Here is a 22,032-nt window from a genome sequence, read left to right on the forward strand (position 1 = left end):
ATCGGCGGCAGACCGCACATCTGTACCGGCATCGTGCATGGACGCGGGCGCGCGGGCCGCTTAGGCTGGCGTTGTCTATCCTTCGCAAAAGCGGAAAATGCAAGAGATGTTGCGCGCGCTGATCATGGTTTTGGGGCTGAGCCTGTTGGTTTCGCCGGGGTATGCGTCTGATCTGCCACGGCAGGCACCACGCCCGCTGGCAACTGCGCTTGATGCCATGCAGGCCGGACGCTGGGAAGTGGCTGCTCGTCTGGCGCGGCGCGATGGAATCGCCGCTGCGGATCTGATCGAATGGCACCGTCTGCGTGCGGGTTTGGGCGAACCGGATGCGATCCTCGATTTTCTTGGCCGCAACGCCCATTGGCCCGGTCTAGACTATCTGCGTCAGCAGAGCGAAGAGCCGATGACCCATGCCGATTTCGACGATGTGTTGGCATTTTATAAGGGCTACACGCCCCAGACGGGCACTGGCGCGCTTAATCTTGCGCGCGCTTTACAGGCACGGGGGCGGCAAGGCGAGGCTGAGATTGGCCTTGTGTTGGCATGGCGCACGCTGGACCTGACAGGTGCCGAACATCAGGATTTCCTGCGCGAGTTTGGCGCGCTCTTGGCCCCGCATCACGAGGCCCGGTTGGAAATGGCGCTTTGGCGGGGCTTGGCGGATGTCGCGGATATGCTGCCCCTGGTCCCGGAAGAAGCGCGCCGTTTGGCGAAGTTGCGCGAGACTGTGAAACGCGACGGCGGCAAGGGGCTGACCGAGGCTGAGGCGCGCAATCCCGGCATCGCGTTCGAACTGTTCACCCGCCACCTGAGCAACGCGCCCGAGGATGCTATTGCTGTTCTCTTGCGCCAGAGCCGGATCAAGGCGGGGCTGGGAGAGCCGGAGCGCTGGGCCAGCTGGCGGCGCACATTGGCGCGGCAGAGTATGCGCGCGGGCGAGGCGCAATTGGCCTATGATATCGCGTCCGTGCATCAGCTGGTCGAGGGGGCAAATTTTGCGGATCTCGAATGGCTTTCGGGGTATCTCGCGCTGACGTATCTCGACGCGCCTGAACTTGCGCTTGATCATTTCCAGCGCTTTCGTGCCGCTGTCGCCACGCCGATTTCGCTGGGGCGGGCGGGCTATTGGATTGGTCGCACCCAAGAGGCGCTGGGAGATCCCGAGGCGGCGCAACTGGCCTATGCCGAGGGGGCCGAATATCAGACCAGTTTTTACGGGCTATTGGCCGCTGAGGCGGGGAAGGTGGCATTTGATCTACGTCTGGCCGGGACCGAGGGCACACCCGACTGGCGCGGTGCTGCGTTCGCGCAAACCGACCTGCATGAGATTGGAACGCTGGCCCTGCGCATGGGGGATCTGGGCCTTGCGCGGCGGTTTTTCCTGCATCTGGCCGAAACCCAAGATCGCACCGGCCTTAGGCAAATGGGCCATATGCTCGAAGATCTCAAGCAGCCCCATCTTCAGGTAATGTTGGGTAAGACGGCGGCAGAGCGTGGGGTGATCGTGGAACGCCCCTATTATGCCCTGCATCCGATGGTTGACATGGACCTGCCAACGCCGATGGAACTGGCCCTTGCGATTGCCCGGCGAGAGAGCGAATTCAACCACGTTGTGGTCAGCGGCGCAGGCGCGCAGGGGCTGATGCAGCTTATGCCCGGCACGGCGCGGGATATGGCGCGTGATCTGGGCCTGCTCTATGTGCCCTCAGATGTGCTGAATGACTGGGTTTACAACGCGCGGCTTGGATCGGCCTATCTTGCCGGGTTGGGTGCCCGGTTTGGTGGCAATATCGTGCTGGTCTCGGTCGGCTATAACGCTGGTCCGGGACGCGCGGCGCAATGGATCGAACAGTATGGCGATCCGCGGGGCCGCGATGCTCATGGGATCGTTGACTGGATCGAGCATATCCCATTCCGCGAAACCCAGAATTACGTGATGCGCGTGGCCGAAAGCCTGCCCGCTTACCGCGCCCGTCTGGGTAAAGACCCGCTGCCGCGCCCCTTCTCTGAGGAGCTGGCCGGGAATAGCGTGGCCCCGGTTGGAGAGTGAACCGCGCGACCCAAAGGGCCGCGCGGTCAGTGCCTGTTAGCCGATAATCGCGTTCAACGTCGCACTTGGGCGCATCACCGCTGCCAGCTTGGCCGGATCAGCGTGGTAATAGCCGCCAATATCGGCGGGTTTGCCCTGGGCTGCGGCCAATTCCCCAACGATTTTGGCTTCATTCTCGGCCAAGGCCTGTGCGACTGGCGCGAATTCTGCAGCGAGGGCTGCATCCTCGGTCTGGGTCGCCAAGGCCTCGGCCCAATAGCGGGCAAACCAGTAGTGGCTGTCGCGGTTGTCAGGCTCTCCGACCTTGCGGCTTGGTGAGCGGTCATGATCCAGAATACCCTGCGTGGCGGTTTCGGCAGCCTCGCCCAAGACACGGGCGCGGTCATTGCCGTTGGTTTCGGCCAGAAACTTGAGGCTCTCGCCCAGTGCGCAGAACTCGCCCAAGGAATCCCAACGCAGGTGATTTTCCGACTGCAATTGCTGCACATGCTTGGGCGCAGAGCCGCCGGCCCCGGTTTCGAACATGCCACCGCCCTGCATCAGCTTGACGATGGACAGCATCTTGGCGCTGGTCGCCAATTCAAGGATCGGAAACAGGTCTGTTAGGTAGTCGCGCAGCACGTTGCCGGTGATGGCGATGCTGTTCTCGCCCTTGGTGATGGTTTCCAAAGAGGCGCGGGTTGCCTCACGCGGGGCCATGATCTCGAACTTGTCCTCGACGCCGCGTGCCTTGAGGATCGGTTTTACCATCGCGATCAGCTCTGCGTCATGGGCGCGCGCCGCATCCAGCCAAAAGATCGACCGATAGCCGGTGGCCTTTTGCCGCTCGATGGCCAGATTGACCCAATCCTCGATCGGGGCTTTGCGTGCCGAGGCCGAGCGCCAGATGTCGCCCGCTTCCACGCTATGCTGATGCAGCACGGTGCCATCTTCGAGCATCATCTTGACGGTGCCAGTCTGAGGGATTTCAAAGGTGGTGGGATGGCTGCCGTATTCCTCGGCCTTTTGCGCCATCAGGCCAATGTTCTGCACTGTGCCTGCGGTTGCCGGGTTCAGTTTGCCATGCTCTTTGAAGAACTTGATGGTCTCGTCATAGACCGGCGCATAGGCGTTGTCTGGGATGACGCAGACGGCATCATGTTCTGCATTGTCCGGGCCCCAGCCCTTGCCGCCGGCGCGGATCAGCGCGGGCATGGAGGCGTCGATGATCACGTCGGACGGCACGTGCAGATTGGTGATCCCCTTGCCGGAATCCACCATGTAAAGCGGCGGGCGCGCGGCCATGCAGGCCTCAATCGCGGCCATGATTTCGGCCTCATCCTTTACCTTGGCCAATAGGTCGCCCAGCCCGGAATTCGGATTCACGCCAAGGGCGGCCATTGCATCGCCAAACTGCTCGAACACCGGAGCAAGGAAGGCTTTGACCGCGTGACCAAAAATGATCGGGTCCGAGACCTTCATCATCGTGGCCTTGAGGTGGATGGAAAAGAGCACGCCTTCGGCCTTGGTGCGCGCGATTTCCTCGGCAAGAAAGGCGTCAAGTGCAGCGGCGCTCATGTAGGTGGCATCGACCACGGTGCCCGCCGGATAGCTCAGCCCATCCTTGAGCACGGTTTCGCCAGCGGCGGTTTCCAGAACAATCTTGGCCTTTGCGGCCTGTGGCAGGGTGGCGGATTTCTCGTTCGAGAAGAAATCCCCCCCCGACATAGCGGCCACGCGCGTCTTGCTGTCGGCGGACCAATCGCCCATGCGGTGCGGATTGGCTTGGGCGTATTTCTTGACGGCACTCGCGGCGCGGCGATCAGAATTGCCCTCGCGCAGAACCGGGTTCACGGCAGAACCCTTGAGCGCATCGTAGCGCGCGCGCGCGGTTTTCTCGTTTTCGGTCTGCGGGTCCTCGACGTAATCGGGGATAGCATAGCCTTGTCCTTGCAATTCGCGGATTGCTGCAAGGAGTTGCGGCACAGAGGCCGAGATGTTCGGCAGTTTGATGACATTAGCGGTGGGGGTTTTCACCAGTTCGCCCAGTTCCGCAAGATCGTCGGCGATACGCTGTTCTTCGGTCAGATGCTCGGGGAAAGAGGCAAGGATGCGGCCTGCCAGCGAAATATCCTTGGTGCCGACGGTCACATCTGCCGCCGCCGCAAAGCGTTGGATGATCGGCAAGAGCGAGGCGCTCGCCAGTTCGGGGGCCTCATCGACCTTGGTGTAGATGATATCGGGGGTATTGGACGTGGCCATCGGGGATCCTTTCCGATCAGGGGATGCGCGCGGCGGCCCTGCGGCGCAGGCGCGCGACTCGTTGGATTGAGCTTGTCTTAGCGGATTATTTGCGCGCGATAAAGATAGTATGCGACGGTATACAAAATAAAATGACTCAAACCATTTCCGCTGTGCGTGCCCGCAACCGTTGCATCAGGACAAAGCCGGTCAGCACCGCGCCCAACACCCCTAAATGCGCGGGCATCGGGGTGCCTGCGAAATGCTGCCCGATGGGCACGGCAATTGCCACGCTGCCGACGGTCGCCACAGCCCCGGTCACACTCGCCGCCATGCCCGCAATCGCGCCCATCGGGGCCATTGCGAGCGCGTTGAGATTGCCAAGCGTCAGCCCGGCCTGAAAGAAAACGCTGGTCTGCCAGATCAGAAAGACCGCGAATTGCGCATGAGGCGGAAGGCCGATTTGCCAGAGCGCAATCGCCACGATGGACAGCCCGATTTGTGACGCCAGTGCCGCGCTCACCATCCGTTCCACCCCAAGGCGCATGACAAGGCGGGAGTTGAGGAAGCTGCCACAACCCGCAATCAGCGCCATGAGGAAAAACCAGTAGGGGAAACTCTCTGCGCGGTGAAACGTCACGTCGAACACTGGCTGCACCATGCTCAGAGAGGTGAAAAGCGTGGCCATGCAGAGCATTTGCACGACAATGGCCACCCGCGTTACCGGATGCGCCAACACCTCGCGCAGTGCGGCCCAGAGAGGGGCCGCGCGAAATGGGCGGCGCGCCTGCGGCGCAAGCGGTTCCGGCAGTCGCAGCGCCATCCAGAGCGACAGGATCAGGGCAAAGAGCACAAAGGCTGCGAACACCCCGCGCCACCCTGCCAAGACAATCACACCCGCGCCCAAGAGTGGGGCCATTGCAGGCGTCAGAGCAAACACCATCATCACAAAGGACATGAGCCGCGCCATATCGCGCCCGGCATAAAGATCGCGGATAATGGCGATGGACACGATGCGAAACGCCGCCGCGCCCACGCCCTGAACCGCGCGAGCGGCCAGCAGGGTCTCAAGGCTTGGGGCAAGCATCGCAAGACCCGCCCCCGCCGCATAAATCGCCGCACCGATCAGGATCACCCGCTTGCGTCCGAAGCTGTCCGAAAGTGGGCCAGAGACAAAGGTGCCCAAACCCAGACCCAGCAAAAATGCTGTAATGATCAGTTGCGCCCGGTTCGGCGCCTCTGGCGTCAGCGCCTCGGCTATATGCGGCAAGCCGGGCAGCATCGCGTCGATTGAAAACGCCACCGTCGCAGCCATCATCGCCATCATGGCAATGAACTCTGGCCGGGAGAGGGCAGGTTTGGCAGGCGCACTGTCAGGCATGCGGAAACTTTCGTCGTGCGATCGGACCGCGTTTAGCACGCCATCTTTGGGCTGACCAGACAGGGCTTTGCAAATAGTTGACAAAAATAGTATGTGAAATCTCTTGGGTCCGATAACAGCAACAGGATAGCGATGCTTTCCCATTGCCCAGGCTCAGCCTAGTTGGTCTCATTGGAGCGGTGGCGACCAAGGCCGATGCCCACGCGAGGGATCGCGCGCATGTTTTCATGGGCATGACGGATGAAGTGAAGCCTTTGATAGCGACCAAATCCAATGGTCTTGGCAACGGGGTGCTGCTGCTCCGAGGCGCGGGCTTTTTAAGGTCGAGGACCGGCGCGCCCCACGCAAGGCTCAGTCGTCTTTCAGCCCCGCGCTCCGGTATTGATGGCGCAGGATGCGGCCAACCCTTTGGCTTGGGCCAAGGTCAGCTAAGGCTGGACAAACCAGCCCGCCTGGTGTGTTGTAAGGCAATCCACTGGGTTGCCGTCGATATTCATTGTTTACAAAGAACAATGTTGACCCATTTCCGAATGGCAACCCCAATCAAACAAACGACACAGGGAGAAAAACCATGAAGAAATACCTTAGCTACACCGCTGTGGCCGCCCTCAGCCTTGCCTTTGCAGGCGAGGCTATGGCGACCGAATGGAACGTGTCTGTCTGGGGCAAACGCCGTGCCTTTACCGAACACGTCGAAAAGATCGCGGAGTTGGTGAGCGCAAAGACAAATGGCGAGTTCACCATGAACATCAGCTATGGCGGTCTTTCGAACGAGAAAGAGAACCTTGATGGCATCTCAATCGGTGCGTTCGAAATGGCGCAGTTCTGTGCCGGATATCATGCCGACAAGAACCCATCGCTGACAGTCATGGAATTGCCGTTCCTTGGCGTCGAGACTTTGGAACAGGAAACCGCCCTTGCGCAGGCCCTTTACGCTCATCCGGCGGTGCAGGCTGATCTGGCGCGATGGAATGCGACGCTTTTGATGCCCACGCCGATGCCTCAGTATAATTTTGTCGGTGCAGGTGACGTGCCTGATAGCCCCGAGGATTTCAAAGGTATGAGCGTGCGCGCGCTTGGCGGGATCGGTACTGCCATGCAGGCGATCGGCGCTGTGCCCACCTCGATGTCTGCGACGGAAGTGCGGCAATCAATGGATAGCGGCGTGGTCAAGGCCGTCAGCTTTGCGCCACATGCCCATATGTCCTTTGGGACCATCGAGAGCGCGACATGGTGGACGGCCAATCTCAATCCCGGCACGGTGAACTGTCCCGTCGTGGCCAATACCGATGCCCTCAACGCGCTGAGCGATGCAGAGCGCGAGGCCCTGCTTGGGTCGGTTGATGAGGCGCTGGCGCATTACATTGACTATTACGAGAACGAGACGATGAAGGCTTGGGGGCCTGCACTCGAAGAGCGCGGGATCACATCGGTCAGCTTTGATCAGGCCTCGCTCGATGCGTTCAAAGAGGCGGCCGCTGGCCCTGCCGCGCAGAGCTGGATCGAAGAGAATTCCGCGCGTGGCCTTCCCGCTCAGGAACTCTATGAATTCGTTACAAGCAAACTGACCGAAATCAAGGGCGGCTCCTGAGCCGATGAAACCGGCCCGCCGTGCAGAGCGCGCGGCGGGTCGTTTATCATCCTAAAACGACAGGGGGAAAACCCATGGCGGGTTCCGCATCCGTGCTGTCTGATAACAGCCTATTGAGCCAACTTGACCGGCGCCTTTATCGGTTGGAACGCGTGTTGGCCTTGCTGAGCGGTCTGGCGGTGTTCAGCATCATGATCCTTGCGGTGATCTCGGTCAGTGGCCGGAATTTTTTCAATCAACCTGTCCCCGGTTATGTCGACTGGATCGAGCAAATGATGCCGCTGATCGCGTTTATGGGCGTGGCCTACACGCAGCGCGATGGCGGGCATATCCGCATGGATATTGTTGTAAGCCTGCTCAAGGGCCGGGCGCTCTGGTTGGTTGAACTCATCACCACGCTGGCGGTCTTGGTCCTGATGCTGCTGTTGGTTTGGGGAAGCTGGGCACATTTTCAACGCAGCTTCGACTTTGCTGCACCGATGTGGAGCCGCGACAGCACGATTGATATCGGCCTGCCGATCTGGCCTGCCAAGATACTGGCGCCCATCGCCTTTGCCGTGCTGTCCCTGCGTCTGACGCTGCAACTCTGGGCCTATGGACGGGCCTTTCTTTCGGGGTCAGAGCAGCCAGTGGCGGTGCCTTTGATAGAAGATGTGGCCACGCAGGCCGCGCGCGAAGCCGCGCAATTGACCGGCCATGACACGTAAGGAACGCATCTGATGGAGCCCATCGAGATTGGAATTGTCGTCACTGGACTGATGTTGGTTGTTGTGGTTCTGGGCATGCGGGTGGCTTTTGCCGCGGCTCTGGCCGGTGTCATCGGCCTGATCTGGATTTTCTGGTCCAAAAAGGGCTATGCGGGCGACGAATTCCTCTGGGCTGTGACCGTCGCAGTCAAGACCGCAGGGCAGGTGCCGCATTCCAAGGTCAGCTCGCAGGCGCTGAGCCTTATTCCCACCTTCATCTTGATCGGCTATCTCGCCTATTACGCGGGCCTCACACAGGCTCTTTTCGAGGCGGCTAAACGCTGGATTGCCTGGGTGCCGGGGGGCCTTGCGGTGTCGACCGTCTTTGCCACCGCAGGCTTTGCCGCCGTGTCGGGGGCCAGTGTGGCGACAGCGGCGGTTTTTGCCCGTATTGCCATCCCCGAGATGCTTAAGATCGGCTATGATAAACGCTTTGCTGCGGGTGTTGTGGCGGCTAGTGGCACCTTGGCCAGCCTCATTCCGCCCTCGGCCCTTTTGGTGATCTACGCCATCATCGTCGAGCAGGACGTAGGCAAGCTCTTGTTGGCAGGGTTCGTGCCTGGGATGTTCTCGGCGATTGTCTATGTCCTTTTGATCATCGGTCTGGCCCTGACGATCAAGGGATTTGGACCGCCGGTCACGGGATTTACATGGCGTCAGCGGCTTGTCTCTTTGCCGCCCGCGCTGCCCATCGTGTTTGTGGTCGTCACAATCGTGTTCTTTGTCTACAATCCGTTTGGCGGCGATGCTTGGGGCACACCCACTGAAGGCGGGGCCATCGGGGCGTTTCTGGTGTTTCTGGTCGCGCTCTATCGCGGCATGCGGTGGCGCGAGTTGAAAGATGCCCTGCTCGAGACTGCCAAGCTCAGTGTGATGATCTTCACGATTATTTGGGGCGTGCTGATCTATGTCCGGTTCCTCGGCTTTGCCGATCTTCCGCATGCCTTTGCCAATTGGATCACCTCTCTGACCATGTCACCAATGCTGATCCTGATCTGTATCCTGCTGGCCTATGCGGTGTTGGGCATGTTCATGGATGCAATCGGGATGCTGCTGCTGACCCTGCCGGTGGTCTATCCGGCGGTCATGGCGCTGAATGGCGGTGTCGCGGTCAGCGCGGCGGATAGCACCTTTGGCATGTCGGGACCGATGTGCGCGATCTGGTTCGGGATTCTTGTGGTCAAGATGGCCGAGTTTTGTTTGATAACGCCACCGATCGGGCTCAACTGCTTTGTTGTGGCGGGGGTGCGGGACGATATCAGCGTTCAGGATGTGTTCAAGGGCGTGGCACCGTTCTTTGTCGCCGATGCTGTGACCATCGCACTTTTGGTGGCCTTTCCGGCGATTGTCTTGTGGTTGCCAGGGCAGGTATGACGACGCGAAATCTCTAAAACTTGAGGTGTTAACAGCCCAGTAAGCTCTGTTGTGCTAATCCTTAACGTGGGTGAGTACAAAGGTGGTGAGAATGGGCGCGCAGAGCAATGCGAAGCCAGTCATCATCAAACGGAAAAAGGTTGTGGGCGGTGGCGGGCATCATGGGGGCGCCTGGAAGGTTGCCTATGCTGACTTTGTCACGGCTATGATGGCCTTTTTCCTGCTGATGTGGCTGCTGAACGCGACGACCGAACAACAACGCAAAGGGATCTCGGACTACTTTAGCCCGACGGTCCCGATCAGTCGAACCTCTGGCGGTGGCGACGGTGCCTTTGGGGGCGAGAGCGTCTTTTCCCAGGAGACTCTGTTGCAGAGTGGCTCTGGAGCCTCTCAACCTCTGGCGACCTCCAGCCAACAGGTGCGGGGCGAGATGGGGCTGGTTGAAGGCGGCAATCTCTCGGCTGATCAAGAGGCTGACGCACAGGCGTTTTCCACCATCGAGGCGATGCTGACAGGGCGGAGCGGCGAGAGCATGGTGTCGGACGACCTTCTGCGACATATCGTGACCCGTGTCACCGATGAGGGTTTGGTAATCGAGATTTTTGAGCTGCCCGGTGCCTTGCTCTTTGAACCGGACCAAACAAGCCCGACGCGCCTGCTCCAAGACCTCTCGATGCTCTTGGCCTCTGCCGCCAATCTGGTGATCAACGATGCAGCCCTTGCGGGTCACACGCGCGCGCGACCTATTACTCTGGTACGAAACCCGGTCTGGGACCTGTCAACGGCGCGTGTTGATCAGTTTCGCCAAAGGCTTGAGGACGCAGGGCTTGCGGCCAAACGGATACGTCGAATCGCGGGCCATGCGGATCGTTCTCCGGCTGTGAGCGATCCGATGGACCTGCGCAACAACAGGCTCGAGTTGATCCTGCTGCGATCCGAGAGCGGCCAGAACTAGGGATAATTTTATCTATTAGCGGACTGTTAAAGTTACGCGCGTATGCCTGTGTCCCAAGGTTGGTCGACGCAGCAGAAGGGCGTATCCATGACAATTTCCTCCTCACTCAATGCCAGCGTTGCGGGGCTGAACGCGAATGCCACGCGGCTTGCCACCATATCGGATAATATCGCGAATTCGTCGACCTTTGGCTATCGTCGGGTCGAGGCGGATTTCGAATCCGTTGTGATCGCGGGTCGCGGCGGCAGCTATGCTGCGGGTGGGGTGCGTGCGGGCACGCAGCGCTTGATTGATCAGGGCGGTGCGATTGTAAGCTCTTCGAACCCGACCGATCTCGCGGTGCGCGACCGTGGGTTCCTGCCGGTGGCGCGTGTCACCGATCTGGTAGTTGGCAATGGCGACCCTCGGATGCTGTTGACCACGACCGGATCTTTTCGCGCCGACCCTCAGGGGCGGCTTGTAACGGAATCGGGTCTTGTTCTGCTTGGGTGGCCTGCCAATCCTGATGGCACGATCCCCGAATTTTCCCGCGATACCAGCACCGGGCTGGAGCCTGTTCAGATCAACGTCAACCAGCTGACCGGTGAGCCGACCACTGCCATCAATCTGGGTGTGAACCTGCCAGCCACAGATACGCGCTTTGACAGCTTGGGCGATACCCGGCAGCTCTCTATCGAGTATTTCGATAATCTCGGTACGTCCGAGACAATCTCAATTCAGTTCACGCCCACCATTCCAGCCACGGGCCTCTCGAATGAATGGACCGTCACCCTCACCGACTCTGCGCAAGGCAATGCGCTGATCGGCGAATATGTTTTAACCTTTGATGATGCGCGCGAGACGGGCGGCACGTTGTTGAATGTTCAGAGTGTGACTGGTGGCACCTATGATCCGACCAGCGGCGCCATCATCGTTGATGTCGCGGGAGGCCCGATCGAGATCAATATCGGGCGTCCGGGCACCTCTGCTGGCATGAGCCAGCTCTCGGATAGCTTTGCGCCGCATTCTATCGCCAAGGATGGCTCTCCGGTAGGCAACATGACCTCGGCCAATGTGGACGCGAACGGATTTGTACGCGCCACTTTTGATACCGGGGTCAGCCGGATTGTGTATCAGGTGCCGCTCGTGGACCTGCCAAATCCGAATGGCATGGTCTCGATGGATCAACAGACCTACTTGCCCTCGACCGATAGCGGCTCGTTTTTCCTGTGGGATGCGGGGGCTGGGCCGACGGGCGATATTGTGGCCTTTGCCCGTCAGGAATCCGCCACCGATGTTGCGGGCGAATTGACGGATATGATCCAGACTCAGCGCGCCTATTCTTCGAATGCGAAGGTCATCCAGACCGTCGACGAGATGTTGCAGGAAACAACCAATATCATCCGCTGATCGCTTTTTTGAGGCAGAAGGAAAGGAAATGTCATGAGCCTTGGTTCCGCCCTGTCCAGCGCCCTGAGTGGGCTTGCCGCCAATACGCGCGCAGTGGATGTTATTTCGGGCAACCTCGCCAATGCATTGACCGAGGGGTTCGCGCCGCGCGAGGTCACGCTTGCGGCGACGCGGGACGGTCGGGGCGTGCAGGTCACGGGTATCGTGCGTCAGGTCGATCTGGGTCTTTTGTCAGACAGACGCTTGGCTGATAGCGCGCGCGCGGCCTCTGAGGTGCAGGCCGCGTTCGCCCGCGCGGTGGAAAGTTCGGTTGGCACGCCCGGCGCTCCAAACTCCCTCACAGGGCGTCTGGCCACGCTTGAAGTGGCGCTCGAGACGGCGGCCACCCGACCCGAGGATACAAACCGGCTTGACGCGGTCCTAAGCGCGGCACAGGACCTGACTGCGGGGATCAACGATGCGGCGGCAGACATCGCGCGGCTGCGCACGGCGGCAGATCGCGACATCGCAACAACGGTGCAGGAACTGAATGCAGGTCTTCAAGAGGTGGCCGCGCTCAATGTTCAGATCACCGCGGGGCAGTCGCGTGGGACTGACATCACAGCACTTGAGGGCCAGCGCCAACGCACCATTGACACGCTGTCGCTGATCGTCCCGTTGCGCCAGGTGCCGCGTGGGGATGCCTCTGTTGCGCTTGTCACCACTGCCGGCGGGATGCTGTTGGATGGTCGAGCTGTCAAGCTGACCTTTGCTGCCACACCCCTTGTGACGCCGCAGATGACACACCAAGAAGGGCAACTCTCGGGCATCGCCATCGATGGGGTTGACGTGCCCATCGGTGCCGACCGGGGGCCTTTGCAAGGCGGTCGCCTTGGCGCCCTACTCGACATCCGGGATCGCGCGTCCGTTGAGGCCAATTCCAAGCTCGATGCGCTGGCGCGCGATCTGGTTGAGCGGTTTCAAGCCCCAGGCCTCGACGCAACCCGCGCACCCGGTGCGCCGGGCCTTCTAACCGATGCAGGCGCTATTTTCGAGGCTGGAAACGCGCTTGGCCTTGCCGGACGGATCGCGGTTACCCGCCTTGTCGATCCCTCACAGGGGGGCGCACTCTTTCGACTTCGGGATGGGCTTGGGGCAACGGGTGGCGGGCCGCCGGGGGCGGGGGCGCTGCTTGGGGCGTTGAGCCACGCCTTGACGCAGACCAGCGTCTTACCTTCTGGCCTCTTGGGGGGTGCGGCGCGTTCGGCTGCCAATCATGCCGCCACCCTGATCTCAAGCCTCTCCCAAGAGCGGGTCACAACCGAAGCGCGCCTAAGCTTTGCCACAGGTCAGTCCGCCGAGTTTCGAGCGCAGGAATTGGCCACGGGCGTAGACAGCGATGCAGAGCTGCAGCGCCTTTTGCTGGTCGAGCAGGCGTTCGGGGCTAATGCCCGTATGATCCAGACGATTGATGACCTGCTTGATACCCTGTTGAGGATATGACCATGAATTTTCAGAGCATTGGTGATCTTGCGCAGTCCTTTGCGCTGCGCCGGCAGGGCGTGGACCTGCGCCAGCAATTGGACCGTCTTGGGCTAGAATTGAGCAGTGGCCGGGCCGCAGACCTTGGGCGGCACCTGTCGGGAAACCTCCTGCCACTGGCCGACATCAAGCACGAACTGGTGCTCTTGGCGGGGCATCGCACGGCTGCCCGTGAGGCTGCGACCGATACCGAGGTCATGCAAGCCGCTTTGGCCCGCGTGCAGGGCGTCACCACAGATCTTGCGACACAGGCGATCATCCTGGGCACAGCGGGTACGACACGCCAAGTGTCGGACCTTGCCGCAACCGCAACGCAGGCCCTTGGCTCCTTGATCGGGTCTCTCAACACCGAGGTGGCAGGGCGCGCCCTCTTTTCTGGCGCGCAGACAGACACAAGCCCGCTGGCCGCAGCTGAAACCGTCCTCTCCGAGGTCCGCGATGCGCTTATTGGGGCGACGACTGCCGCAGAGGTAAAAAGCCGATTGGATGTCTTCTTTGATAGTCCCACCGGCGGGTTTCTGGCCTCGATCTATCAGGGCGGGGATAGCGAGGTTGCCCCCTACCGGCTTGGCTCGGGCGAGTCTGTGGCCCTTGATATCCGGGCGGATCATGCGGGGTTGCGCGCGGCGCTCAAGCAGGTCGCCTTGATCGCCGTAAGCGATGATGCGGGTCTGACTCTGGCTTTGGGTGATCGGATCAGCCTTGCCTCTGGGGCCGGTGTTGCACTCTTGGCACATCAGGATGTGCTGACCGAAATGCGCGCAAGTCTCGGGCAGGCCGAAAACCGGATCGCGCAATCTGCCGTGCGTATCGCCGCTGAAATCACCAGTTTCGAAATCGCGCGCGGCGAACTGGTCTCTGTCGATGCGTTCGAGACGGCGGTCGAGTTGGAGCAGGTGCAATTCCAATTGGAATCCCTTTATACCGTAACGGCGCGGGCGTCGCGCCTCAGCCTCTTGAATTTCCTGTCATGACCCTCTGGTTGGGACTTGTCCGGGGGATCATGGCACTGGCGCTTGCGCTTGCGGGCGTTACGGCTTCGGCCAGTCCGATCCGGATCAAGGATCTGGTCGAGTTTGACGGGGTGCGCGGCAATGACCTTGTGGGCTACGGTCTTGTTGTGGGGCTGAATGGCACGGGTGACGGGTTGCGCAATGCGCCCTTCACCGAAGAGATCATGTCGAATATCCTCGAACGCCTCGGGATCAACGTCTCGGGAGAGCAATTTCGCCCCAAGAATGTTGCCGCCGTATTTGTCACGGCCGAGTTGCCGCCCTTTGCCCGTGCGGGCAGCCAGATCGACGTGACGATATCCGCCATCGGCGATGCCAAGAGCCTGTTGGGCGGCACCCTTGTAATGACCCCGCTCAATGCGGCGGATGGTCAGATTTATGCCGTGGCTCAGGGTACGATCATCGCTGGGGGCGTGGCGGCGCAAGGGGATGCGGGCGGGGTCGTGCAAGGGGTCCCGACGGCGGGTGTCATTCCCTCTGGTGCGCGGGTCGAGCGCGAGATCGACTTTGACTTTGCAGGCCTTGATACAATCCGGCTGGCCCTGCGAGAGCCGGATTTCACCACTGCCGGCCGGATAGAGACGGCGATCAATGGCCGTGTGGGCCGGGATGCCGCCATCATGCTGGACGCTGGCACCGTGCAATTGACGCTCTCGCGGATGCGTGCGGCCTCGCCTGCGCATGCCCTTGGCCAGATCGAGAATATTCTGGTCGAGCCCGAGCGCAAGGCCCGGGTTGTGGTCGATCAACGGTCAGGCACCATTGTGATGGGGCAGGATGTCCGTATATCGCGGGTCGCCGTTTCGCAGGGCAACCTGACCCTACGCATTCAGGAAACGCCGCTTGTGGTGCAACCCAATCCCTTTGCCCAAGGCGAAACCGTTGTGGTGCCGCGCACACAGGCCGGGATCGAAGAAGAGCCCGGGATTGGATTGGCCGAGGTTTTACCGGGCACCTCACTCTCGGAGGTGATTGCCGGGTTGAATGCGTTGGGTGTGGCCCCGCGTGACATGATCGACATTCTCAAAAGCATCAAGGCGGCAGGCGCGCTGCATGCCGAGTTCGTCGTGCGCTAGGATCATCCCGCCTTGAGCGCCTCAAGTCCGATGCGAACAGCACGGTTCGGGTTCTGTGCCAGTATGCGCGCCCCCAGCCTTTCGGCGAGTTTGGTGTGCCCTTTGGCAACGGCGCGGGTGAACAACTCGCGTTGATAGCGCGGCAAGTCGCGCCGGGCGCGCAGCAGGCGGTAATAGTCCTCAGCCGTGAGGGTTCCGTTCAGGGCCCCGAGAATGATCGGGCTAAGAATGCCCATCTGATTGAGCGCACTGCCCAAGCGATGCCCAAGAAGGGGCGCGCGCAAATGCTGCACATTCGGATGTTGGAACCGGGCGGCATGTTGGGCATCGAGCGGCTCGTAGGGATCATAGAGGATCGACACGCGATGGGCCGCGTGACTTACCTCTGCCGCATCTCCGTATTTTCCTGAGAAATCTCGATCCCAAACGGTTTTGTATCGCGTTTCCCAAGGCACGACGGACCTGTCGACCGTGCTCTGCGGCGAGATGGCAACCACGTCGCAGCCGGGTGCCGCCGGCGCAAAGGCGCAGGCGGCATAGCCCCCCATCGAGGCGCCATAGAACACCACGCGGCGAAACTGTTTGAAGAACCCCTCTTGTTGGAGGGCGTCGAATTGCGCGCAGACCCATGGTTCGCGGTACCATGTCCAGCCACCAGCCAGAACGCCCAGCATCGACCACCCCTGATCTTGAATGAAACTATACCCCCAAGGCCGCCGATCTTCGCGCTTGGTCATGGCGATATCCAGATTGTCGAAGGTCACAACCAGTGTATCCGGATCGCGTGGCATGAAGAGAAAGCTGTGGCCCTCTGGGCCTGCGCGATACCAGCCATCCTTGCCCGCAAGTTGCTGCGCGATCTGGTCCCAATTGTCGTCGCTGGGTGCAACCTCTGGCGCTTTGGGCTGGAGGCGGATGCGAGTGATCGGATGTCCCTCTTCTTCGCGCGTCGAGAGCGGCGTATAGGTGCCAAAGGCCTTGAGAAAGGGAAAGGCCCCAGAACCCTTGCGCACATCCATAAACACGCGGCTGTCTGCATGCAGACAGCGTTCGAGAAATTTCCCGAGAAACGGCACGTTGTGACGGTCGCCAAACCCCGAGAGGTTGCAAAGCACATCCACGGAGCGCAGCTCGTTCTCTGCCCGGATAACCCGGATACGGTCGGGGCTGACGTCATTCTCGACCAGAAAGGCGGTATATCCCGCCACCCAATCCTCTTCGCCGTCTTTGAATTTGCCGCGGCGGTTGCAGTTGATGAGCTGGATGTCGCAATCGAATTTATGATGCAACGCCAACATGAAACCGCGGGCCTGTCCGGTGAGATCCGCCGCAACGCTGACAGACTCTAGGTCTAGCTCGTCGATAAGCGCACCTTCGAATGTACTGTTGCCGCGCCCTTTGATCGGGGCGAGGGCGGGCGTGATCCCGGTTTCCTGGACTAGTTTTTCCAAATAGGATCCCTTGGGCGGAAGGCCATTGTGGATATTACCCAATTGCCGCTTGTTCGAGGCCCAGAGGTGGAGCGCGGTGGTCTCAGGGGTGATCAGCCCCTCGGCCAATTCAGCCCGGCGCAGGAATTTGAACCGTTCTGGAAAGGTGATCGGATAAAAGGCGTTGAGCGATTGCACATGTGCCTCTAGCCCCAAGGCATGCACATAATGCGTGACCATCATCGGCCCCCAGACGCCCCAAGGCTGTTGCGAGACATGCACCGGTTTGCCCTTTTGCGCCTGTTTTCGCATCATCTCTTGCCGCTTGCGGGGCAGAAAGGGCGCGATGGCATAGCGATCCGAGGTAAATTCCAGCATCTGTGCCAGAATTTCGCTGTCGGCGGGCAGGCCCAATACGGCGTTGTTGACACGATGCTCGCCCGGCAGTTCATACCCCAGCACATAGTCGCTGTCATAGTCCATCGGGCGATGGCAATAGACATCGGTATCCACCCAAATCATGCCGGGGCATTTGTGGATCATGTGCAGGCGGAACCAGTCGGCAAAAAGGGCGTAGCTGTTTTTCTGCTCGTATTTGATGAAATCATCGGTGTCGATAATCTCGCGCCCGTCGCGAAAGATGACGCCTGCGGGCATGTTCGGGATGGGTTCATAGGCGAATAGGGTGATTTTCTGGCCCTTGTCCACAAAGGACTTGAGGCAAATCTGTTCCAGCCAGCTGAGTGCGCCGCCAATCCAGAGCGTTCCAACCTCGCGTGTCCGTGCCACCAGAAACTCTCCTTTTTGCGCGCCATAGCGCTGGCAAATCGCAGTTGCGAGCAGGTTAGACGCTCTGACCGGGTTTGTGAATCGCCAGAATGGGGGGCGTAGGCGAAAGTGCGGGGCCGTGTCAGCCATGCCATGTGGCTTGTCTTGATGGGGATGCTCACATTAAGATGTAGGTAAAACAAAGCCGCCAGACGGCGCGCGCAAAGAGGCGAACATGAGCACAGAAACCTATACCGTCGTCTCGACGATGAAGAACGAGGCGCCCTATATCCTCGAATGGGTGGCGCATTACAAAACGCTCGGTTTCGATCATATTCTTGTCTGCACCAATGATTGCACCGATACGACGGTCGAGATCCTGCGGCGATTGCAAGAGATGGGCCATGTCACGCAACATGACACGGTCGTGCGCAAGGCGGGCATTCATCGGAGTGCCCTGCGGCAGGCCAGCCGCCGCTATGATATTGTGCTGAATGCCTCTTGGGTTTTTGTGTGCGATGTGGACGAATTCCTGAATATCCATCTTGGCGACGGCTCGGTTCGGGCGCTGGTCGCGGGGTCTGGCGCGGATGCGGATGTGATTTCAGTGCCGTGGCGCGTGTTTGGTCCCGATGGTGTCGAGCAGTTCGCGGATAAACCCGTCACTGAACAATTCACCAAGGGTGAATATGAATGGGATGCCGAGGCGCGGCCCAATACCGGCAAGTTTGTCAAATCGCTCTACACCAACCAGCACAAGTTTCAACGGATGGGCCTGCATGCGCCGGTGTCGCGTGACGAGCATGTTGCGACCACGCGGCGCGTCCTGCCCGGCGGGATTGATTATGTTGTGAACGGGCTTCGCACCGACAATCCGCCTCTTTTTACGCATGCGCAGGTTAACCACTATGCGTTGCGCTCGATGGAGAGTTTCTTGGTCAAGCGCGCACGCGGGCGGGCCAATCATTCGCATCACGTTCTGGGCAAAGAGTATTGGGACAAGTTCAATCTGAACGATGAAACCGATACGTCGATTGCGCGCTACAGCGAACAGACCTCTGAATGGCTGGAGCGTTTCAAGCGTGATCCTCAATTGGCTGACTTGCACGCCAAAGGGGTCGAGTGGCACCGGCGCAAGGCGGCGTCATTGCGGATGGACCCGGATATGGACGAGCTTGTCTCGGCGATTGAGGCTGACTTGGGTTAGTGCGCGGTATCGCCCTGCAAATCCACGGTAAAGAACCAGTCTGCCGCGGGGTCGCGTAGGGCGATTTCGTCAGGAATAACGCCCGGACCAGAGAGAAAGACATTCGATCCAAAGTGACCATGCAACCGCGACAGATGTTCCATGCGGGGGCTGGTCAATTCTGCGAAAAAATTGCTGTAATTCTCGGTGGCGCGCAATTCGTCTATCTTGGCCCTGTGACAGGCAACCGAATGGTGATGCGCGGCGGCAATCTCGGGGTCCTGCATGAGCCGGTCAAGTTCTGCCTGCATCTTGGCAAGGCGCGGTTGAATCGAAAGATCTTCTTCGAAGTTGTTGTTCATGCGAAACCAGTAGGCGAGGCCCTGATCGCGGTCCACATGGTTGACGCGGCCTCTGTCACGCTTGACCAGAAAACTCTCGGCAGATCGCACGGCGTAGTGATTGAGCTGCACGAGATCATAGCCATAGGTCTCGATCGTCGAGCGCCAGCCGTTGCGATACATTTCGCGAGGCAGGGGTTTGCCCGACCCATTGACCCAGTTGATCTCTTCCCAGAGTTGGGGGTTGAGTCCCTTGGGTCGATGCACACCTAGTTTCTTGAAAAGGCCAATGTTCTTGAAAAGGGTCTTAAACCCCCAGGCCTGATGCGGCTTGCGTGCAAATTCCGGGGCGCAGCGCAGGAACTGTTCGGTAATGGGGCGGTCGACATAGTCCCGCACATCGCCATTGCCAAAAAGCCGCCAGGTCATCGCGATCATATTGGCCTCTGGCACCGCCTCAAACAGCGCATCAAGCGTGCCGTCGCCTGTTTTGATGTTGATGTATTCATCCACGTCGATGCAGGTGATCCAGGTGGCGGATTTGATCAGCGGTTCGCTTTCGGCCGATTGCAGCGCAGCGTGTTGCGGGGGCATGTCCATTTCGCGAAAGCGGTTGTCGCGGTGCTGCACGTAACCTTTGCGCTCCAACAGGTGCAGCATGGTGTCTGTGCCGTCGGTGCAGTCGTTCGTATAGACAAGGATATCGTCAAACCCGATAGCGCGATGATAGGCCAACCATTCGAGAATGAAGGGTCCCTCGTTCTTCATAGTGGTGACAATTGCGGCGCGACCGCGCCCGCCATGCACCGGATCAGGTGCGATTTCGGGCATGCGAACGGGAGTATGTTCGAAATAGGATTGGGCGCGCTCTAGCAGGGGCGGATGCTCGATCAGCGAGGATTTCGGCACGATCCGTGAAATCGATCCCGTCGGATGGCGCAGTGCCATATGTCGATAGAACCCCTGCGTGCGCGCTGCATCGGGGCGTGCATTGCCCACTCGCAACAGGCGCCAGACCGCATCCTTGGGCAATTTCGACGGGGCAAGGCACCAGCGTTGTCGCCCACCGCCCGAGTCGAACTGAACGCAGCTATGATCGGCAAAGCGCGTCGGCTGACCACTGCGCACGCGCCAAGGATAGCAATGCCGCCCGATGAGGGTGATAAGCCCCCCCCGCGCGGCAACGGCGCTGTCAAAAATCGTCTCGGGCCCCGTTGCCACAAGATCGTGCACGTCGATATTGGCCACAGCACGGGCCTCGGCCAAAAAGCGGTGGCGGGCAATTTCGTAGTAACTGAGTGCGGCGAGGGGCGAATCCCAAGGGGAGGGTGGGGGGATTTCCATCCGGTCTTTGCCCGGTGCCTCTGGCACACAAAAGGGATGGGCCTCGGGTGGCGCGTCAGGATAACCGAGCGGCTGATCGCTTGTCAGCAGGATCACTGTGATGTCGAGCCCGCTCTCTCGGAGACCGTCCCGAAGCGCGCGCGCAAACTCCGGATCTGTTCCGGGGCGCGCCCGGTCAAGGATCACCGCACCAGTCATACGCTGCTGATCAGCATGGAACGAAAGCCAGGTCAGAACTGTGGCGGCATCCTCTCCGTTTCGCACGGCGGCGATGGTGTCTCGCCCCTCCATCAGCGTGAACTCGGCCTCGGCGGGCATCACATCTATCACGCCTTTGGGCGTCTGGAACGCCAGACGACCTTCGGGAGCGGAATAGACAAGGATGGGCGCACCGCCCACACTCATTTCCGCCTGCAACACGGCACCCTTTGGGGGCTGTATCTGAGCTGGTTCAACCTTAGGGGCAAAAAAGAGCGTGACCCGTCGCTCGCCCTCGTGGCGCGTTTCGACGGCATCGAGCAGGACAATCCCCTCACGCATTTGGCCCGCCATACGGCGTTCGATCACTTGCCCAATCATGTTTCGGCGTCACCTCTGGCCATTAGCATCTGTGCCGTCAAAAAGGCACGGCCTTCTTCGGCAGAAGGGGGGGTGCTATCCGTGAGAAACCCTACTCTGAATGCCAGCCGAACGGCGTCGATATCCAGCATCAGCGCTTGGTAGCGGCTAGTATGCGCCGAGAGGCAGGCCGCATGCGCCGCGGCGACACCCGGAAGGGCCATGAGCCTCTCGAATTCTTGCCTTGTATGGCTCATCATGGGCAAAATCTCTGGTGCGTCGACGGTATTCCAATTGCGTTCTGCCCAGTAGGCGATCCCGATTTCGCGGTCCATATGATTGGGCAATCCGCGGGCACGCTTGAGCATGAATTCTTCGACCGAGCGCAAAGAATAATGGTTGAGCCAAGCCACAGGTGGGCCGTTAACTGCACCATAAAGCGAGATGGCACTGTCATTGGCCGCGAACCCCTCGGTCAGGCGCTTGCCGTCTGGACCTATCCAGGATGGGACGTGACGCTGACGTGCGCGCGGGCGGTGGACGCCGGGCTGCCGAAAGGCCGCTGGCCGGTGCAGTGTCTTGAAGAGATGAGCGAGCGGGAAATGCAAATCAAACGGTGCCGCGCGGGTGAAACGCTCTGGCGTCAGGCCTGCACTGCGCTGTTTGTGACCGCCATAGCCGAACAATCGCCATGGCAAGGCGAGGGCGTCGAATGTGCCTGCCTGCCTTTCGTAGTCCGCAAGCAGCTCGCGGAGGTTGTTGAAACGGCCGCAAAGAAATTCGTCACAATCAAAAAAGAGCGCCCAATCGGCATTCTTGTAGCTTTCGCTATCGCGCAATTGGCGCAACGCTTGCCATTGCACGGATTTGCCACCCTTCGGGGCAAAATCCAGATGCACGATCCGTGGGTCCTGGGCCAGTGCTTCCAGCAGTTCCGCGCTGCCATCGGTGCAGTCATGGCTGCAAACCAGCATGCGGTCAAAGCCGAGCATGAGATGGTGCGCAAGCCACTCTACGATATAGGGGCCGTCATCGCGTAGACAGGTCATTCCCAGAATATGCAATGTTGTCCCCTGCTGTCTGCCTCTT

The 22,032-nt window shown here is 60.1% G+C and carries 15 protein-coding genes; 10 read left to right on the top strand and 5 right to left on the bottom strand.

Features of this window, described 5'->3' with window-relative positions; genetic code table 11:
* The first annotated feature begins 97 nt into the window (after positions 1–97).
* Positions 98–2,050 (top strand): lytic transglycosylase domain-containing protein, encoded by a 1,953-nt coding sequence (locus GC127_RS10860; protein ID WP_151978039.1) that lies wholly within the window; start codon positions 98–100, stop codon positions 2,048–2,050.
* A 36-nt stretch (positions 2,051–2,086) separates the two neighbouring features.
* Here GC127_RS10860 and GC127_RS10865 read toward each other — a convergent pair whose 3' ends face one another.
* Entirely contained in the window at positions 2,087–4,291 is a 2,205-nt protein-coding gene (locus GC127_RS10865) for an NADP-dependent isocitrate dehydrogenase (RefSeq protein WP_151978041.1), read from the bottom strand.
* 136 nt (positions 4,292–4,427) lie between these two features.
* Complete coding sequence (locus GC127_RS10870) at positions 4,428–5,651, bottom strand: MFS transporter (RefSeq protein ID WP_199861230.1); 1,224 nt, start codon at positions 5,649–5,651, stop codon at positions 4,428–4,430.
* A 571-nt stretch (positions 5,652–6,222) separates the two neighbouring features.
* On the opposite strand from GC127_RS10870, the gene GC127_RS10875 reads away from it, so the two are divergent.
* The 8 genes from GC127_RS10875 (at position 6,223) to GC127_RS10910 (ending at position 15,316) form a co-directional block, all read left to right on the top strand.
* The gene (locus GC127_RS10875) at positions 6,223–7,242 is read left to right on the top strand and encodes a C4-dicarboxylate TRAP transporter substrate-binding protein (RefSeq protein ID WP_008281443.1); all 1,020 of its coding nucleotides are present in this window, start codon (positions 6,223–6,225) and stop codon (positions 7,240–7,242) included.
* A gap of 74 nt (positions 7,243–7,316) precedes the next feature.
* On the top strand, positions 7,317–7,949 hold the full coding sequence (locus GC127_RS10880; protein WP_008281444.1) for a TRAP transporter small permease subunit: 633 nt from the start codon (positions 7,317–7,319) through the stop codon (positions 7,947–7,949).
* Between the two features lie 12 nt (positions 7,950–7,961).
* A complete protein-coding gene (locus GC127_RS10885; protein WP_008281445.1) occupies positions 7,962–9,362 on the top strand; it encodes a TRAP transporter large permease in 1,401 nt (466 codons plus the stop codon).
* A gap of 91 nt (positions 9,363–9,453) precedes the next feature.
* Positions 9,454–10,317, top strand: coding sequence for a flagellar motor protein MotB (locus tag GC127_RS10890; protein ID WP_008281446.1), 864 nt, complete (start codon positions 9,454–9,456; stop codon positions 10,315–10,317).
* Positions 10,318–10,404: 87 nt separating this feature from the next.
* Positions 10,405–11,706: a flagellar hook protein FlgE gene (locus GC127_RS10895; RefSeq protein WP_199861231.1), complete on the top strand. Its 1,302-nt coding sequence runs from the start codon at positions 10,405–10,407 to the stop codon at positions 11,704–11,706.
* A gap of 33 nt (positions 11,707–11,739) precedes the next feature.
* Positions 11,740–13,188 (top strand): flagellar hook-associated protein FlgK, encoded by a 1,449-nt coding sequence (flgK, locus tag GC127_RS10900; protein ID WP_151992560.1) that lies wholly within the window; start codon positions 11,740–11,742, stop codon positions 13,186–13,188.
* A gap of 2 nt (positions 13,189–13,190) precedes the next feature.
* The gene (locus GC127_RS10905) at positions 13,191–14,201 is read left to right on the top strand and encodes a flagellin (protein WP_254700068.1); all 1,011 of its coding nucleotides are present in this window, start codon (positions 13,191–13,193) and stop codon (positions 14,199–14,201) included.
* Positions 14,198–15,316 (top strand): flagellar basal body P-ring protein FlgI, encoded by a 1,119-nt coding sequence (locus GC127_RS10910; RefSeq protein WP_151978049.1) that lies wholly within the window; start codon positions 14,198–14,200, stop codon positions 15,314–15,316. Before GC127_RS10905 ends, GC127_RS10910 begins: the two co-directional genes overlap by 4 nt.
* 2 nt (positions 15,317–15,318) lie before the next feature.
* Here GC127_RS10910 and GC127_RS10915 read toward each other — a convergent pair whose 3' ends face one another.
* Positions 15,319–17,535, bottom strand: a complete 2,217-nt coding sequence (locus GC127_RS10915; RefSeq protein ID WP_151978051.1) for a hypothetical protein — start codon at positions 17,533–17,535, stop codon at positions 15,319–15,321.
* 214 nt (positions 17,536–17,749) lie between these two features.
* On the opposite strand from GC127_RS10915, the gene GC127_RS10920 reads away from it, so the two are divergent.
* Positions 17,750–18,721, top strand: a complete 972-nt coding sequence (locus GC127_RS10920) for a glycosyltransferase family 2 protein (RefSeq protein WP_151978053.1) — start codon at positions 17,750–17,752, stop codon at positions 18,719–18,721.
* Here GC127_RS10920 and GC127_RS10925 read toward each other — a convergent pair.
* Positions 18,718–20,964 carry a glycosyltransferase family 2 protein gene (locus tag GC127_RS10925; protein ID WP_151978055.1) on the bottom strand — a complete coding sequence of 749 codons (2,247 nt, stop codon included), beginning with the start codon at positions 20,962–20,964 and terminating at the stop codon, positions 18,718–18,720. The genes GC127_RS10920 and GC127_RS10925 overlap by 4 nt on opposite strands.
* Positions 20,961–22,007: a glycosyltransferase family 2 protein gene (locus GC127_RS10930; protein WP_151978057.1), complete on the bottom strand. Its 1,047-nt coding sequence runs from the start codon at positions 22,005–22,007 to the stop codon at positions 20,961–20,963. Before GC127_RS10930 ends, GC127_RS10925 begins: the two co-directional genes overlap by 4 nt.
* Between the last annotated feature and the right edge of the window lie 25 nt (positions 22,008–22,032).

The organism is Roseovarius sp. EC-HK134 (genome assembly GCF_902498815.1).
GTDB classification, from domain to species: Bacteria; Pseudomonadota; Alphaproteobacteria; order Rhodobacterales; family Rhodobacteraceae; genus Roseovarius; species Roseovarius mucosus_A.